General features: G+C 47.4%; 10 protein-coding genes and 2 riboswitches. All 10 genes read left to right on the top strand.

Translation table 11 applies throughout. From position 1 onward, the window contains the following. Window positions 1-72: 72 nt before the first annotated feature. The 10 genes from rpoB (at window position 73) to Q7Q81_RS04165 (ending at window position 17,831) form a co-directional block, all read left to right on the top strand. Window positions 73-3,888 (top strand): DNA-directed RNA polymerase subunit beta, encoded by a 3,816-nt coding sequence (gene rpoB, locus Q7Q81_RS04120; RefSeq protein ID WP_210684811.1) that lies wholly within the window; start codon window positions 73-75, stop codon window positions 3,886-3,888. 20 nt (window positions 3,889-3,908) lie between these two features. Continuing rightward, the gene (rpoC, locus tag Q7Q81_RS04125; protein ID WP_304273881.1) at window positions 3,909-8,024 is read left to right on the top strand and encodes a DNA-directed RNA polymerase subunit beta'; all 4,116 of its coding nucleotides are present in this window, start codon (window positions 3,909-3,911) and stop codon (window positions 8,022-8,024) included. Window positions 8,025-8,091: 67 nt separating this feature from the next. Next, the gene (locus Q7Q81_RS04130) at window positions 8,092-8,484 is read left to right on the top strand and encodes a hypothetical protein (protein ID WP_304273883.1); all 393 of its coding nucleotides are present in this window, start codon (window positions 8,092-8,094) and stop codon (window positions 8,482-8,484) included. A 108-nt stretch (window positions 8,485-8,592) separates the two neighbouring features. Beyond that, window positions 8,593-9,258: a response regulator transcription factor gene (locus Q7Q81_RS04135; protein ID WP_304273886.1), complete on the top strand. Its 666-nt coding sequence runs from the start codon at window positions 8,593-8,595 to the stop codon at window positions 9,256-9,258. Continuing rightward, window positions 9,248-10,531, top strand: a complete 1,284-nt coding sequence (locus Q7Q81_RS04140; protein ID WP_304273888.1) for a sensor histidine kinase — start codon at window positions 9,248-9,250, stop codon at window positions 10,529-10,531. The genes Q7Q81_RS04135 and Q7Q81_RS04140 overlap by 11 nt, the downstream gene beginning before the upstream one ends. A gap of 129 nt (window positions 10,532-10,660) precedes the next feature. After that, a complete protein-coding gene (locus Q7Q81_RS04145; RefSeq protein ID WP_304273890.1) occupies window positions 10,661-12,250 on the top strand; it encodes an ArnT family glycosyltransferase in 1,590 nt (529 codons plus the stop codon). 148 nt (window positions 12,251-12,398) lie between these two features. After that, the gene (locus Q7Q81_RS04150) at window positions 12,399-13,601 is read left to right on the top strand and encodes an MFS transporter (RefSeq protein ID WP_304273892.1); all 1,203 of its coding nucleotides are present in this window, start codon (window positions 12,399-12,401) and stop codon (window positions 13,599-13,601) included. 197 nt (window positions 13,602-13,798) lie between these two features. Continuing rightward, a riboswitch (glycine riboswitch) is annotated at window positions 13,799-13,904 on the top strand. A gap of 120 nt (window positions 13,905-14,024) precedes the next feature. After that, a complete protein-coding gene (locus Q7Q81_RS04155; RefSeq protein ID WP_304273894.1) occupies window positions 14,025-15,371 on the top strand; it encodes an alanine/glycine:cation symporter family protein in 1,347 nt (448 codons plus the stop codon). Window positions 15,372-15,654: 283 nt separating this feature from the next. Next, window positions 15,655-15,752: riboswitch (glycine riboswitch) on the top strand. Between the two features lie 107 nt (window positions 15,753-15,859). Then, window positions 15,860-17,239, top strand: coding sequence for an alanine/glycine:cation symporter family protein (locus Q7Q81_RS04160; RefSeq protein WP_246869387.1), 1,380 nt, complete (start codon window positions 15,860-15,862; stop codon window positions 17,237-17,239). Window positions 17,240-17,465: 226 nt separating this feature from the next. Continuing rightward, entirely contained in the window at window positions 17,466-17,831 is a 366-nt protein-coding gene (locus Q7Q81_RS04165; protein ID WP_293388957.1) for a YccF domain-containing protein, read from the top strand. The last annotated feature ends 230 nt before the right edge of the window (window positions 17,832-18,061 follow it).

The raw sequence follows: 18,061 nt of genomic DNA on the forward strand, positions 1-18,061 counted from the left end.
TTGTTGTTTTTTTGTCACGCATGATTCGCCGAGTTTAGTGTGCTGATAATACAAGAAGGGGTGAGGAATTACATGTTTAAACCGGTTCCAGTAGGTGATAGGACTCGGTATAGTTATGCAAGAATCAATGAAATTTTGGCAATGCCTCATTTGATTGATATCCAGAGAAAATCCTACGAATGGTTCGTTCAAAAGGGCCTCATGGAGATTCTGCATGACATTTCTCCTATTAAAGACTTTGCAGGTAATCTGGAGCTTTCCTTTGAAAGCTTTGAATTAGGAACTCCTAAATACAGCGTTGAAGAGTGCAAGGAGAGAGATGAATCCTATTCTGCACCGATGAACGTTAAAGCACGCCTGATTTTCAAAGACAAGGAAAAAGGCGAAATTAAGGAATCCTCTGTATTTATGGGTGACTTCCCGCTGATGACCGATACCGGTACCTTTGTTATCAACGGTGCTGAACGTGTTATCGTCAGCCAGCTGGTGCGTTCTCCCGGCGTTTACTATAGTGTAACTATGGATCCCAGCGGTAAGAAGATTTACGGTACTACTGTAATTCCTAACCGTGGCGCTTGGATTGAATATGAAACTGACATTAATGATATTATTTCTGCTCGTGTAGACCGTACTCGTAAGGTTCCGGCAACCGTGTTGCTGCGTGCTCTTGGCTTGTCTTCCAATGATGAGATCCTGGCTTGCTTCGGCAATCATCCTGCGCTGCTGGCAACTCTGGAAAAGGATACTACCACTAACAGAGATGAAGCTATGCTGGAGCTTTACAAGAAGCTGCGTCCGGGCGAGCCTGTTATTCTGGAAAACGCCGTACAGCTGATTGAAAACACCTTCTTCGACAGCAAGCGTTATGACCTGGCTAATGTTGGCCGTTATAAGCTCAACAAAAAGCTTGGTTGGCGCAACCGCCTGAGCGGTACCGTACTGGCTGAGGCTATTGCTGATGAAGAAACCGGCGAAATCATCCTGCCAGCAGGCACTAAGATGACCGATGAAAATCTTGATAAGATTGCAGAGAGCGGCATTTATAACGAACGCGGTCTGCGTGCTGTCAAGATTCAGAACCATGAAGAAGAAATGCTTCTGATGTTCACCACCGGTATCGATGAAAAAATGCATACCGTTACCAATGAGGATGTATTTGCTTCCTTTAACTATTTGCTGAACCTGATGGATGGCCATGGCACTGGCGATGATATTGACCATTTGGGCAACCGTCGTGTACGCTGCGTTGGTGAATTGCTGCAAAACCAGTTCCGTATCGGTCTCTCCCGTATGGAGCGTGTAGTAAAAGAACGTATGACCATTCAGGACAACGAGGTTATTACCCCGCAGGCTCTGATTAACATCCGTCCTGTTGTTGCTGCTATTAAGGAGTTCTTCGGCAGCAGCCAGTTGTCCCAGTTCATGGACCAGAACAACCCTCTGGCAGAGCTTACTCATAAACGTCGTCTGTCTGCCCTCGGCCCCGGCGGTCTGTCCCGTGAGCGTGCAGGCTATGAAGTCCGCGACGTACACAACTCCCACTATGGCCGTATGTGTCCTATCGAGACGCCTGAAGGTCCTAACATCGGTTTGATCGGTTCTTTGTCCACCTATGCTGTTATTAATGAATACGGCTTTATGGAAACTCCGTACCGTGTTGTTGATAAAGAAAATAAACGTGTAACTGAAGAAATCAGATACATGACTGCGGACGAAGAAGATAAATATATCGTAGCACAGGCCAACGAACCGTTGGATGATGACGGCTACTTCCTGGGCGAGCGTGTTACCGCCCGTGCTAAGGATGATGTCCTCTCCATTACTCCGGATAAGGTTGACCTGATGGACGTTTCTCCTAAACAGGTAGTATCTATCGCAACCGCGCTGATTCCGTTCTTGGAGAACGATGACGCTAACCGTGCTCTGATGGGTGCGAACATGCAGCGTCAGGCTGTACCTCTGCTCTGCACTCAGGCTCCGATTATCGGTACCGGTATGGAATACAAGGTTGCTTCCGACTCCGGTGTCTGCGTTCTGGCTAAACGTGCCGGCGAAGTTATCCGCGTAGTAGGCAACGAAATCCGTGTACGTGCAGAAAACGGTGAAGTGGATGTATATCCGCTGCTGAAATTCAAACGTTCCAACCAAGGTACCTGTGTTAACCAGCGTCCTATCGTTTTCAAAGGCGACAAGGTTACCGAAAAGCAGATTCTGGCTGATGGCCCTGCTACCGATCATGGCGAGCTGGCTTTAGGTCACAACGTAATCGTTGCCTATATGCCTTGGGAAGGCTATAACTACGAGGATGCTGTTCTGCTGAACGAGGATCTGGTAAAGGCTGATATCTTTACATCTATTCATATTGAAGAATATGATTGTGATGCCCGCGATACCAAGCTTGGTAAAGAAGAAATTACCCGCGAGATTCCTAACGTATCCGACGAAGCTCTGAAGGATCTGGATGAGCGTGGTATTATCCGTATCGGTGCCGAAGTACGCCCCGGCGATATTCTGGTAGGTAAGGTTACTCCGAAAGGCGAAACCGAGCTGACTGCAGAAGAACGTCTGCTGCGTGCTATCTTCGGTGAAAAAGCACGTGAAGTACGTGACAGCTCCCTGCGTGTACCGCACGGCGAAGCAGGTAAGATTGTCAGCGTTAAGGTATTCAGCCGTGAAAACGGCGATGATCTGCCGCCGGGAGTAAACGAACAGGTTCGTGTACATATTGCTCAGAAACGTAAGATTTCCGAGGGCGATAAGATGGCAGGCCGTCACGGTAACAAGGGTGTCGTTTCCCGTATTATGGCACGTGAGGACATGCCTTTCCTGCCGACCGGTGAACCGGTACATATCGTACTGAACCCCCTGGGCGTACCTTCCCGTATGAACATCGGACAGGTACTGGAGAACCATTTGGGCTGGGCAGCACGTGCGCTGGGTATGGAAATTGATACTACCAACCTGGCAGCTAAGCTGAATGCCGTTGAAAAAACTGGCGCAGCAGAAGGTACTCCGGAATTTGAAGCAGCCTTCAAGGAAGAGCTGGCTAATTCCGAAACCGCTAAGAAATTAGAGCATTACGGCTACGATTATGAAAAATATGGTATGCCGGAAACTGTTGAAATTGATAAATTCGGTGGCAAGAGCGTAAAAGCAGTACAGATTTCCGTACCTGTATTCGACGGTGCGCATGAGCAGGATATTGCTGATGCACTGGAGCTTGCAGGCATTGATAAAACTGCTAAGACCACTCTGTATGACGGTCGTACCGGTGAACCCTTCGATAACCCTGTTACCGTTGGTCTGACCTATTACCTCAAGCTTCACCATTTGGTTGATGATAAGATCCATGCCCGCAGCACCGGCCCGTACTCCTTGGTTACCCAGCAGCCGTTGGGTGGTAAAGCACAGTTCGGCGGCCAGAGATTCGGTGAGATGGAAGTTTGGGCGCTGGAAGCATACGGCGCTGCTTACACCCTGCAGGAAATCCTGACTGTTAAGTCCGATGACGTTGTTGGCCGTGTTAAGACCTACGAAGCAATCGTTAAGGGCGAAAATGTACCTGATCCTGGTATTCCTGAATCCTTCAAGGTACTGGTTAAGGAATTGCAGTCCATCGGTCTGGATATCAAGGTTCTCAACGAGGACGAGGAAGAGGTTTCCTTGCGCGACGATGAGGATGACGATATTGCAACGACCGCTCGCGAGGTTGATTTAGACATCAACGGCCAGGTTGTTGAAAACGCACCTGAAAAGCCTGTTGATGATTATGCTGATAATGACGCTACCGAGGATGATAGTGATTCTGGGGACATCATTGCCGATATGGGTAATTTCACTATTACCGATAATCCCGATGGTGACTTAGATGATCCGACTAATATGTAAGAGAAGGGAGCGAATGATTCTTGATCGACGTAAATAATTTTGTGTCTATGCGTATCGGTTTGGCTTCTCCGGACCAGATTAGAGCCTGGTCCTACGGCGAGGTAAAAAAACCCGAAACCATCAATTACAGAACCCTGAAGCCGGAACGGGATGGCCTGTTCTGCGAAAGAATCTTTGGCCCTACTAAGGATTGGGAATGTCATTGCGGCAAATATAAACGCATCCGTTATAAGGGTATTATCTGCGACAAGTGCGGCGTTGAAGTTACCCGCAGCAAGGTTCGTCGTGACCGTATGGGTCACATCGAATTGGCTGCGCCGGTTTCCCATATCTGGTACTTCAAGGGTATCCCCAGCCGTATGGGCTTGATTCTGGATATTTCTCCGCGTAGCCTGGAAAAGGTTTTGTATTTTGCAAGCTTCATCGTACTTGACCCGGGTGAAGGCACTGACCTGGTTAAAGGCCAGTTGCTGACCGAGCCTGAGTACATGGAAAAACGTGATAAATATCCTGAAGCAGGCATCCGTGTAGGTATGGGCGCTCAGGCTATTAAAGAGCTGCTGGAAGCTATTGATCTGGAAGCTTTGACAGAGCAGCTGCGCCATGAAATGAAGGAGCTGAGCGGTCAGCGCCGTGTACGTGCTATCCGCCGCCTGGAGGTAGCTGAAGCATTCCTGAAATCCGGCAACCGTCCTGAATGGATGATTATGGATGTAGTTCCGGTTATTCCGCCTGAACTGCGTCCTATGGTACAGCTGGATGGCGGTCGTTTCGCAACCTCCGACCTGAACGATCTGTATCGCCGTGTTATTAACCGTAACAACCGTTTGAAACGTCTGCTGGAGCTGCATGCGCCTGATATCATTGTCCGCAATGAAAAACGTATGCTGCAGGAAGCAGTAGACGCTTTGATTGATAACGGCCGTCGCGGCCGTCCGGTTACCGGCCCCGGCAACCGTCCTCTGAAATCCTTGTCCGACATGCTCAAGGGTAAACAAGGCCGTTTCCGTCAGAACCTGTTAGGTAAACGTGTTGACTATTCCGGCCGTTCCGTAATTGTTGTAGGTCCTGAGCTGAAAATGCATCAGTGCGGCCTGCCGAAGGAAATGGCTCTGGAGCTGTTCAAACCCTTCGTTATGAAGCGTTTGGTAAACAGCGGTGAAGCAACTAATATTAAGAGTGCTAAGCGCATGGTAGAGCGTGCTACCAACGCTGTATGGGACGTTCTGGAAGAGGTAATCAAAGAACATCCTGTACTGCTGAACCGTGCACCGACTCTGCACAGACTGGGCATTCAGGCTTTCGAGCCTATCCTGTCCGAAGGCCGTGCTATTAAGCTGCATCCTCTGGTATGTACCGCTTATAACGCTGACTTTGACGGTGACCAGATGGCTGTCCATCTGCCGCTTTCTGTTGAGGCTCAGGCTGAAGCACGTATGCTGATGATGTCTGTAAACAACATCCTGGCACCGAAAGACGGCAAGCCTGTTGCTGTTCCTACCCAGGATATGGTTTTGGGCTCCTACTATCTGACTATTGAAAAGACCAGCAAGGATGACCCGAACGTTAAGGGTGAAGGAACCCGCTACAGCAGCGTGGATGAAGCTCAGCTGGCTTACTTCCACCATGCGGTAGATCTGCAGGTACCTATCGAGGTTTATATTCCCAACAGCGAAATCTATGATGAGGAAAAGGGTGCAGCTGTCGGCGAAACCGGTATGTCCCTGGTAGTTACAACTGTAGGTAACACTATTTTCAATGGCGAGCTGCCTCTGGAAATGCGTTACTATCATAAAGAAAAAGATCAGGTTGTTGAGAAGCGCCTGGATGCTTCCGGTAATATTGTGGAAACAACCGTTGAAGTTGAGCGTTGGCATCTCGGCAAGCTGATTGACAAGAAAGAATTGGGCAGACTCGTTGCTAAGGCTCACAAGCTGTACGGCAACCTGCGTACTGCCGAGATTCTGGATATTGTTAAGAAAATGGGTTACGATAATGCTTGTAAATCCGGTATTTCTATCGCAACCTCCGATATTCAGATTCCTGCTGAAAAAGAAGTTATTCTGGAAGCAACAGAGCATGAGGTTGATAAGGTTGAGCGCCTCTTCCGCCGTGGTTTGATGAGCGATGACGAACGTTATCGTAAGGTAATTGACCTGTGGAACGAAGCAACCGATAAGGTTACCGATAAGCTGATGAAATCCACCATGAACAAGTTCAATCCTGTTTCCATGATGGCTGACTCCGGTGCCCGCGGTAACAAACAGCAGATTCGTCAGCTGGCCGGTATGCGTGGTTTGATGGCCGATCCTTCCGGTCGTATCATTGACCGTCCTATCAAATCTAACTTCCGTGAAGGCCTGACCATTTTGGAATACTTCATTTCTTCTCATGGTGCTCGTAAAGGCTTGGCCGATACCGCACTGCGTACCGCTGACTCCGGTTACCTGACTCGTCGTCTGGTTGACGTTGCACAGGACGTAATTGTCCGTGAGGATGATTGCGATATCGTTGGTATGAACCTGGTTAAGGAACGCAGCCGTCTGAGCAAGGCTGTTCTTGGTGCAAGCCAGAACAAAATCCGCGAAAAGGTTATGGGCCGTACCCTGGCTTCCGGCGTACTTGATGAAGAAGGCAACCTGATTGCTGAAGCAGATACCAACATCACTGAAGAGCTTTTTGCTAAGCTCAATGATGCCGGTGTTGAAGAAATCAATCTCTATTCCGACGAAGATATGAACGGTGAGGATATCGAAAATGTCCGCATCAACATCAGTGATACCTTTGCTCATAATGTGCTGAAGGAAGCAATGATGCATAACTTCAACGGCAAAGAGGTAGCAGCAGATATTGTTAACGGTGCAGGCGAGGTGCTGGCACATACCGGCGAAACTATGACCGAAGACATTATCAACGCTGTTCTGGCTGACGGTACCGTTAAGGAGCTGCGTATCCGTAATAACGAAATTGCCGGCATTGAGGTTGAGGCAATTACCGAAGGCAAAAAAGAGAAAACCATCATTGAAACCCTGCATGACCGTATCATTGGCCGTAACCTGGCTGAGGATATTCTGGATGAAAACGGTGAAATTCTCTATCATATCAATGAATATGTTACCGAGCCTATGGCAGAACGTATCTGCCAGCTGCGTGAAAAGGTTAAAATCCGTAGCGTACTTACTTGTAAGGCTAAATTCGGCGTTTGCCGCAAATGCTATGGCCGTAACCTGGCAACCGGTAAGAACGTTGATGTTGGTGAGGCAGTCGGCACTATTGCCGCACAGTCCATCGGCGAACCTGGTACTCAGCTGACCATGCGTACGTTCCATACCGGCGGCGTTGCAGGTGCAGACGATATTACCCAAGGTCTGCCTCGTGTCGAGGAGCTGTTCGAAGCACGTAAACCGAAACATCCCGGCATTCTGTCCGAGGTTGCAGGTCACGTACATATTACTCAGGAAGGCAACAGCCGCAAGGTAACCGTAATGGCACTGGATGGCGAAAACCAGGAATACCAGATTCCTTACGGCGCTAAGCTGTCTGTTGTTGAGGGAGAGGAAATCGCTAAGGGCGACCGTCTGACCGAAGGTTCTCTTAACCCGCATGACGTACTGCGTATCAGCGGCGTGAAGGCTACCCAGAACTATCTGGTATCTCAGGTAGTAGGCGTTTATAAGTCTCAGGGCGTAGATATCAACAGTAAGCACATCGAGGTTATGGTTCGTCAGATGATGCGTAAAATCCGCATCGAGGAATCCGGTGACACTACAATGCTGCCGGGTGAAGACGTTGATGTGGCAGAATTTGAAGAGCAGAATACCGAGATGCTGGAAGCAGGCAAGACTCCTGCAGAAGGCCGTGCTATCCTGCTGGGTATCACCAAAGCTTCTTTGGCTACCGACTCCTTCCTGTCCGCTGCTTCCTTCCAGGAAACCACCCGCGTACTCACCAATGCCGCTATCAAGGGCAAGGTTGACCCGCTGCTGGGCCTGAAAGAAAACGTTATCATCGGTAAGCTGATTCCGGCAGGTACCGGTATGAGCCGTTATCGTGATATCAAAGTTAAATATAATGTTCCGATGCCCGAAGTTGCAACTGCTGAAACCGCAGCAGAGGAAACTACCGATAAGGAATAACGTATAAGCAAGCGCGCCTCAAAGCCTCAAGCTCTGAGGCGCTTTGCTCTTTAAGGAGAACGAATTTATGCTGATAAAAAAATTCCCTGTTCCCTGCCGCGTTGATTATGTTCCTTCTCCCTATGAGCCGGATGAGGACGGCGTGCAGGATGTCGGCTATTATAACGGCAAGCTGAGTGATGGCCGTGCCTATCGCCTAGAATGCTGGCGTATGGACGATATGCTGATGCTGACAGTAATGTTTTCCGACTGCTGCCTTGAGGGCTACAGACGTGAGGATATGGCGCTTTTGCTGGAGCTGGAAGATATCGTATGCTTTACAGGTACCAGCCGTAAGCTGCAGGCCACACGCACGGAGGATGACCGCGGACAGACTGTATGGGCCATTAATATAATGTTGGCTAATAAAAAAGGCACCTATGCGGAAATTGTGCCGTCATTGAACAGATATATCATGTAAGACAATCGCTGCTGAAGGCAAAGCCTTGGCAGCGATTTTTTCAGTTAAAATTAATTTTACATGTCTATACTGCATTATGATACAATAGCTGTAATGGAGGCGGAAGCAATGAAGATTTTATTAGCTGAGGATGATATAAATTTAGGCAAGCTTTTGAGTATGCTGCTGAAAAAGCAAAATATAACCATAAACTGGGTGCAGGATGGCGAGGCTGCCTATGATGCTGTGTATGCCGACGGTTATGATGTGCTGGTTCTGGACTGGATGATGCCTCTTTTAAGCGGCCTTGACCTGTGCAAGCGCCTACGTGAGGAGGATTATCAGGGCAAAATATTGCTGCTGACGGCAAAGGATACCTTGGCGGATAAGGTGGAGGGATTAAACAGCGGTGCGGACGACTATCTGGTAAAGCCTTTTGAGCTGGAGGAGCTGGTGGCGCGTCTGAACGCTCTATGCCGCCGCCAGGGACAGTACAGCGCGGAAAAGCTGCGTTACGGTGCTTATACTTTGGAAAGCTCTACCTATTGCCTGGCATACGGTGAGCGCCGTGTGGAGCTGCGCCCGCGTGAATTTAAGCTGCTGGAGCTGCTTTTGCGTAACCGCAGGCAGGTTATGCCGCGTGCGGTGCTGCAGGAGCGTATCTGGGGCATTGACAGCGATGTGACGGACAATAATCTTGACGTGCATATCCGTCTGCTGCGTAAAAAGATTATGGAGCTGAACGGAGAAGAGTTAATTAAAACGATGCGGGGCGTAGGCTATTATGTGGAATAAGCCTTTTGAAAAGCTGCGCAGGCGTATGACCTGTTTATATGCAGTCATCTTCGGTGCTTTGATTTTGGTAATTGTGGCTGCTGCCTATACCTTTATCTGGTGGGAGATATTGGCGCATGAAAAGGAAAACCTTGTAGCGCAGATTTACCATGAGGGCGAGGAATGGGTGGAGTCCGAGGAGGCTCCCTGTTCTGAAGCAGCTATCCGCAGCGGCAAGATGCTTGCTTACTTTGTGGATGCGGACGGTACGAGAGTTATTTTGAACCAGCTGGGGCAGGGCGAGGCCGGACAGAAAATCATACAGCATAAAGCTGACTGGCCGAAAGAGCTGAATACATCGCGCCTTTTGCGGATGCATGGAGCAAACGGCGAGCGTTATCGTTATTTGGCTGCTGTTGCTCCTGTTATTGATGGTGATAAGCAGGTTGGCAGGCTTTATATGTTCAAGAATATGGAGTTTTATTACCATGCTGCTTATAAAACATTGTTTTTGCTTTTGTGTATTGCCCTGGTGCTGTATTTTGCCGCCTGCTATTTCGGCTATTGGCTTGCCGGCCGCAATATACGTCCGCTAAGCAATATGTATGCCAAGCAGCAGCAGTTCACGGCAGACGCTTCGCATGAGATGCGCACACCGCTTGCCGTTATGAAGCTGGCTGTACAGGGACTGCAGGAGGATGAGGACAGCAGGCTGAGCGATTTTGCTAAAGAGTCGGTAGCAATGCTGCAAAGCGAATCTGAAAGACTTAGCCGTCTGACGGAAAATCTTATGACACTGGCACGCAGTGACGAGGATTTTCTGCCGGTGTATACTGCGCAGGTGGATATGACGGCAATGTGTAAAAAGGTTGCAGCGCAGATGACGCTTTTGGCAGCGGAAAAAAGGCTGCAGTTGAAGCAGGAAATCCAGGATAATCTGATAATGCAGGGTGATGAAATGGCTTTATCGCGCTTGCTGATTATTTTGCTGGATAATGCTATGAAGTATTCACCGGAGCAGACGCAAATTACTCTGCGTGCAGCCAAGGTGAAAACGCATCTGGTACTGGAGGTACGTGATGAGGGCTGTGGCATCAGTGACGAAGATAAGCAGAAGATTTTTGACCGCTTCTTTCGTGTGGACAAGGCTCGCAGCCGCAGTCAGGGTGGTCTGGGCTTAGGCTTGTCGCTGGCGTTGGCTATTGTGCGGCAGCATGGCGGCAGCATCAAGGTCCTCGACAACAAGCCGCGGGGAACTATCATATATGTGAAGCTACCGATGGCTGCAAAGTAATCCTTAAGCTTTCTTACAAGCTGAAATTAAGATGAATACCCCTTTCAGTAATCATTAAGTGAAGGTGTTTATACTGTGCTTAATGAAAAGCGGAGTGTAAAAGCTCTGCTGCTGAAGGGGGATTTTCTTATGCCACGAAAATATTGGCTGCTGCTTTTTACAGCTGCCGCAGCATTGCTTTTTGCGGGTAATGGCAGCCTGCTGATTACAGACAGCGTAGAATCTAATTATACCTTGACGGCGAAGGAAATGGTGCTGAGCGGCGATTGGCTGTCACCGCAGATTTACGGTCATTATTGGTATGATAAGCCGATTTTCTTTTATTGGCTGACGGCGTTGGCTTATAAAATGTTTGGCTTTACTGAATTTGCCTCGCGCTTCTTCCCAGCGTTGTTCGGTTTAGGCAGCGTGGCATTATTGGCGTGGGGCGGCAGCAAGCTGGAAAATGTGCGCAGCGGTTTCATCAGTGCATTGGTACTGCTGAGCAGTGTAGAATTTTTTCTGATCAGCAAGTCGGTGATTACAGATGCTGTATTGTTCTTTTTCTTCAGTGCGACATTGCTGTTTTTCTATCTTGGCTATCGTGACGGCAGGGCGCGCTATTGGTACATTATGTATGCTGCAGCAGGCTTTGCGGTTTTGACTAAGGGTCCGATTGGCGTGCTGCTGCCGGGATTGATTATTACGTTATTCCTGTTGTGGCAGCGTGATTGGCACGTACTGAAGCGCATGCATCTTGTAAGCGGCACATTGCTTTGTGTGGCGGTTGCTGTGCCTTGGTATGCTGTAATGTACAGTCTGCACGGCAGTGATTTCCTCAATACCTTCTTCGGCACACACAACTTCCTGCGCGCAACGGTATCGGAACATCCGCGTGACGATGTATTTTATTATTATACGCTGGTAAATCTGCTGGCGCTGTTTCCGTGGAGCGGACTTGTTCCATGGACTGCTTATAAATGGTGGCGGCAGGGACAGCGCAGCCTGGAAGAACAGCAAAAATTTTTACTGCTGTGGGCACTTGTTGTTTTCGTTTTCTTTCAATGTATGGCAACGAAATACATCACATATACCTATCCGCTGCTTTTTCCGGTCAGCCTTTTGCTGGGAAGCATGCTGGCAAAATATACGGACTGTGTGGATGGCGGTTATATGATATTTGTCGGCGGAGGCTTTGGTTTGCTGCTTGTGGGAGCATGGTTTGCGGTAAGTCATCAGCTTATAGCATCTGAGCTGCTGTTCTTGCTGCCGCTGGCGCTGATTATCGGCGTGATGCTTGATTATATACTGCGCTTAGTGACGGGCGAGCGTGTCTGCAGTATTGCGGCTATGTCGGCAGTATTTTATATTGCGCTTATTTTCAGTCTTGCTATACCATTCAGTGAGCAGCGCAGTGCGAAGAATTTGGGTGAGATGCTGACGGAAAATGATGTACATGAGGTAGGCTTATATGGCAAATATCCTACTTCTGCAGTTTTTTACAGCAGCAGTAAAATTGTCAAGCTGATGCATGAGCGTGAGGTTGCAGGCTATGTGCCTAAGGATTTTTCCTGGACAAGCAAGAACGTTATGCCTTACGCAACACTGGAGCAGAATCCGTATCGTTTTGTTGTTGTTACGCCCAAAAGCTATGATAGATTTATTGCTCAACAGAATAAAAAATGGCAGGTTATTGATGCCGATAAAAGTTGGATTGTGCTGAGAATGAAAAAGGGGTGAGCTGAGCTATTATTGTCTATATAACCGATAAGTGCCTGTGACGTGATGTTGCAGGCGCTTTTAATAATTTTTTGATAAATTAAAGTGTATTTAAGCTTAAAATATTATGCTATAATAAGAAAATGATAACTGAATTGGAGGGGGAAGCATGCACAATAAAAATTCCGCTATGGCGTTTATCGTGCTGCTTGGTGTTGTCAGCTTGTTCAGCGATATGACACATGAAGCGGCGACAAGTATTAAGGGAGCGTATTTATTAATTTTAGGAGCAAGTGCTTCTACCATCGGTTTTATCTCCGGCATAGGCGAGCTTTTAGGCTATGGCCTGCGTTATCTTTTTGGCCGATTAGTTGATAAAACGCACAACTATTGGGGCTTTATGATTTTAGGCTATGCTGTAGACGTTTTTGCGGTGCCGGCATTGGCGCTTGTGCATCGTGACGGCTGGATAGCCGCCTGTGTACTGCTCGTTGTTGAGCGCATCGGCAAGGCGATAAAAAAGCCTGCGAAGAACACAATTCTTTCCTTTGCGGCTTCACAGGAGGGTGTAGGTAAAAGCTTTGCTATTCAGGAAGCCCTGGATCAGCTTGGTGCTTTTATCGGTCCTCTGCTGCTTTATGTAATAATGCTTTATAAAAATGGTGATGAATACGAGGTATATAATGCAGCCTTTGCTTTTCTGACGTTGCCGGCAGTCTGTACAATTGCTTTTTTACTGTTTGCTAAAAGCCGTTTCCCGAATCCGGAAGCCTTTGAGCCGGAAGCTAAGGAGAACAAAAAGAATAGCTTTGTAGGCAGGAAAAGCTTTTATTTGTATCTTGCAGGTATCAGCTGTTTTGCTTTCGGATTTGTAGATTTTCCGCTGGTGACTATGCATTTGGCAAAAAATAAGCTTTTTGATGACAGTATTTTGCCGTTGCTTTATTCCGGTGCGATGCTTGTGGATGCGGTGGCAGCGCTTTTCTTTGGCTGGCTGTTTGACAAAATGCGCACGAAGGCATTGGTTATTTCTACTGCGATTTCCGCGTTCTTTGCTGTGTTTGCTTTTGGCGCGACTTCGCCTGCTATGATTATGCTGGGTATTGCTTTGTGGGGTGTAGGCATGGGCGCTCAGGAATCAATTATGAAGGCTGCGGTTGCCACCATGACGAGCAAGGAGCATCGTGCCAGCAGCTACGGTGCGTTCGAATTTTTCTTTGGCTTAGCGTGGTTTTTGGGCAGCTGGCTGTTGGGAGCTGTTTATGATTATTCATTGAATACCTTCATCATTGTTTCTGTTGCGGCACAGCTTATTGCTTTCCCCTGTTATCTTTTAAGTGAGCGCAGCTTTGCAAGTGAAAATTGCCAATAATTTGCTTCAAACGTTACAGTAGCTTATGTATTCGTGTATACATAAAAAATTATTGAAAAAAGACTTGCGTTCTTCAAAAAGTGTGTTATAATAGCGTACATAAGTAAATAACGAGTGGATGATGTATATGGGAGAAGGCACTGCCTACCGAAGGAGCAAAACTCTCAGGTGCTTAATTTTAAGCAGGAACCGTATGCTGACACAACTCTGGAGAGTCCCTTAAATGGGCGCCGAAGGTGCAAAGATGTCTTCTGAAATTCAGAAACGTCCTTATCTCTCAGGCCAGTGGACAGAGCAAAGCTTATGTGATGGCGCTATTGCCTATCATATGTCATTGACTTTTACCGGAGTATTTTTTGTATACTCCGGTTTTTTATTTGCTTATAAATAATTAATGGGAATTTAAAGGGAGATGTTTGAATCATGTTGGAAATTTTGAATGAAATTGATGCGTTTGTCTGGGGTCCGCCGCTTCTGGTACTTTTGGTTGGTACCGGTATTCTGCTGACCTTCCGTCTGAAGTTGCTGCAGGTTTTCAAGCTGCCGCAGGCTTTGGGCCTGATCTTCAGTGCCAAGAACGATGGCAGTGGTGACGTAAACAGCTTTAAAGCATTGTGTACCGCACTTGCTGCAACTGTTGGTACCGGTAACATCGTTGGTGTTGCAACTGCAATTAAAGCAGGTGGCCCGGGCGCTTTGTTCTGGATGTGGATGGCAGCCTTCTTCGGTATGGCAACCAAATATTCCGAATGTCTGTTGGCTGTAAAATATCGTACTGTCGATGCTAACGGCAATATTTCCGGTGGTCCGATGTACTACATTGAAAATGGTCTTGGCAAAAAATACAAACCGTTGGCTGTTATGTTTGCTGTATTCGGTGTTCTGTGCGCATACTTTGGTATCGGTACCTTTGCTCAGGTAAACTCCATTGTTGAAATTACCCAGATTTCTGCAGGTATTCCTGTTGTTTACACCGGTATTGCTCTGACTGTTGTTGTTGCTGCTGTAACCATCGGCGGTCTGAAATCCATCGCAACTGTTGCTGCAAAGGTAGTTCCTGCTATGGCTCTGCTGTACTTCCTGACTACTGTTGGTATCATGATTGTTTTTGCAGACCAGGTTCCTGCTGCAATCGCAACTGTACTTAATTCTGCTTTCACTCCGACTGCTGCTCAAGGCGGTTTCCTTGGTGCAACCGTTATGCTGGCAATGCGCAGTGGTGTTGCCCGCGGCGTATTCTCCAACGAATCCGGCTTAGGTTCTGCTCCTATCGTAGCTGCTGCTGCTAAAACTAAATGGGCTGCAGAGCAAGGCTTGATTTCTATGACCGGTACTTTTATTGATACTATCATCATTTGTACTCTGACCGGCTTGTCCCTGGTTGTCAGCGGTGTATGGTGCGGACCTCTGAACGGTGCTGCAATGACTGAATCTGCCTTCACCATGGCGTTCCCTGCATTTGGCAGCATTCTGCTGTTGGTTGGCCTTGTACTCTTTGCTTTCACCACTATCCTTGGCTGGAACTACTACGGTGAACGCTGTGTAGAATATCTGATGGGCGTAAAGGCAATTCTGCCGTACCGCATTATTTTCATCTGCCTTATTGCCTGCGGTCCTTTCCTGAAGCTGGAAGAGATTTGGGTTTTGGCGGATATTGTTAATGGCCTGATGGCTATTCCTAACTTAATTGCTCTGATTGCTTTGTCCGGCGTAGTTGTTGCCGAAACCAAGGCTTATCAGAAGCATCTGGATGAAGAAAAGAATAAATAAGTAAGCCTAGTATTTCATCTTTATATAGCAAAGCGGCGTTGTGCGACTCTCCCCAGAGTTCCCACAGCGCCGTTTTGTTATTAAAAAAATCAATAAACATACGTCGGTTTACAGTTTTATATGTATGCGTGTATACATTGACGTAAACTCTTGATTTTAAGTTCAAATGTGTTATAATCAGATACATAAGTAAATAGTGAGTGGATGAAGTACGCAGGAGAAGGCAATGCCTACCGAAGGAGCAAAAACTCTCAGGTGCTTATCAAAAGCAAGAACCGTGTACAGACACAACTCTGGAGAGTCCCTTAAATGGGCGCCGAAGGTGCAAAGATGTGCGTATACACATCCTTATCTCTCAGGCCAGTGGACGGAGCAAAACAACAATGATAGCATAGCTATCAGGGCCGCTGACAAACCGGAGTATCGGATAATCATACTCCGGCTTTTTATTTACTTAGGGAACTTTGAAAATGAGAGGGGAAATCATTATGTTGGAAACATTGAATGCAATTGATTCGTTTGTCTGGGGTCCGCCGCTACTGGTGCTGCTTGTAGGTACCGGCATTATGCTGACTATTCGTTTAGGCTTGTTGCAGGTATTGAAGCTGCCGCAGGCATTGAAGCTTATCTTCTGCGCTAAGAATGAAGGTCATGGTGACGTAAACAGCTTTAAAGCTCTGTGTACCGCACTTGCCGCAACTGTTGGTACCGGTAACATTGTCGGTGTTGCTACCGCAATTAAGGCCGGTGGCCCCGGTGCATTGTTCTGGATGTGGCTGGCTGCCTTCTTCGGTATGGCAACCAAATATGCAGAATGCCTGCTGGCTGTAAAATATCGTACTGTCGACGCTAACGGCAATATCTCCGGCGGTCCGATGTATTACATTCAAAACGGCCTCGGCAAGCAATATAAACCATTGGCAATTATGTTCTGTGTCTTCGGTATCATGTGCGCATACTTCGGCGTAGGTACCTTTGCTCAGGTAAACTCCATAGTTGAGATTACCAAAATCTCTGTCGGCATCCCGGTTATCTACACCGGTATTGCTCTTACCGTATTGGTTGCTGCTGTAACCATCGGCGGTCTGAAATCTATCTCTAATGTTTCTTCTAAGGTTGTTCCCGGCATGGCGGTAATTTACTTCTTTACTACCTTGGGCATTTTGGTTAGCTTCGCCGACCAGGTACCGGGCGCTATTGCACTGGTTATTGAAAGCGCTTTCACTACTACTGCTGCACAGGGCGGTTTCCTTGGAGCAACTGTTATGCTGGCGATGCGTAATGGCGTTGCCCGCGGCGTATTCTCTAACGAATCCGGCTTAGGCTCTGCTCCTATCGTAGCAGCTGCTGCCAAAACTCATTGGCCTGCTGAACAAGGTCTGGTTTCCATGACCGGTACCTTCATTGATACTATCATCATCTGCACCATGACCGGTTTGTCCTTGATTGTTACCGGCGTTTGGAACGGCGATCTCAACGGTGCTGCAATGACTAATGCAGCCTTCAGCTCTGCATTCCCTGCCTTTGGTACTTGGTTACTGTTGGTTGGCCTGGTGCTCTTCGCCTTCACTACTATCCTTGGCTGGAACTACTACGGCGAACGTTGTGTAGAATATCTGATGGGTGTTAAAGCAATTCTTCCGTATCGCATCGGTTTCATTATTCTTGTAGCTGTTGGCCCGTTCCTGAAACTGGAAGAAATCTGGGTTATGTCCGATATTGTTAACGGTCTGATGGCTCTGCCTAACCTGATTGCTCTGGTTGCTCTTTCTGGCGTAGTTGTTGCTGAAACTAAGGCATATCAACAACATCTCAAGGAAGAATCTGAGCTGGTTCCGGCAAAATTAGCCGAAGAAACCAATCATTAAGTTTTCCCAATTAATTTAATATAGGCAGCGGCACTGTGAGACTCTCCCCAGAGTTCCCACAGTGCCGCTTGCCTTTGCGCTTGCACAAAAGTTAGCGGTATGCTAAACTAGCCTTAGAGAGATTACTTACAATCTTTTAAATCAAATGTATCAGTAACCAACTACGTGTATATTTTTCGGTGTGCCGGTTGGTTTGTCAGTATCAGTAGATGAAAGGAAGTGTGCAATGAGCATTATCGGTAATATTATCTGGTTTTTATTTGGCGGTATTTTAGCAGGCATTATCTGGTATCTGGTAGGCCTGTTATGGTGTTTGACGATTATCGGTATTCCGGTAGGACTGCAGTGCTTTAAGCTGGGACGCTTGAGCTTCTTCCCCTTTGGCAAGGACGTAGTTTTGAGCGGTGAAACAACCTCATTGCTGTTAAATATTTTTTGGCTGATTTTTGGCGGTATCGAGCTGGCAATTACGCATGCTGTTTTTGCTGTAATTTTGTGCTGCACGATTATCGGCATTCCCTTCGGCATGCAGCATTTTAAGCTGGCTAAGCTGGCATTGCTGCCGTTTGGAGCACAGATTACGGATAAATAAGCATTAAACTTAAATGCAAGAATAGTTCATGCAGGAATTTTATTCACGATTTCTTCAAAACTTTGCCCTTGCTATGTCACAGCAATATAGTATACTATGAATGTAGCAAGAAGTTGCTACACCCTTCCCATCAAATTCATCATAAACAGCTTTCCTAAGAGAAACAGCCTGCAATATCCCCTGCAGGCTGTTTTCTCGTTTATTGGCAAGACTGCTGCTTTTTTATCATA

Source organism: Phascolarctobacterium succinatutens (assembly GCF_958453765.1).
Lineage (GTDB): Bacteria > Bacillota > Negativicutes > Acidaminococcales > Acidaminococcaceae > Phascolarctobacterium_A > Phascolarctobacterium_A succinatutens_B.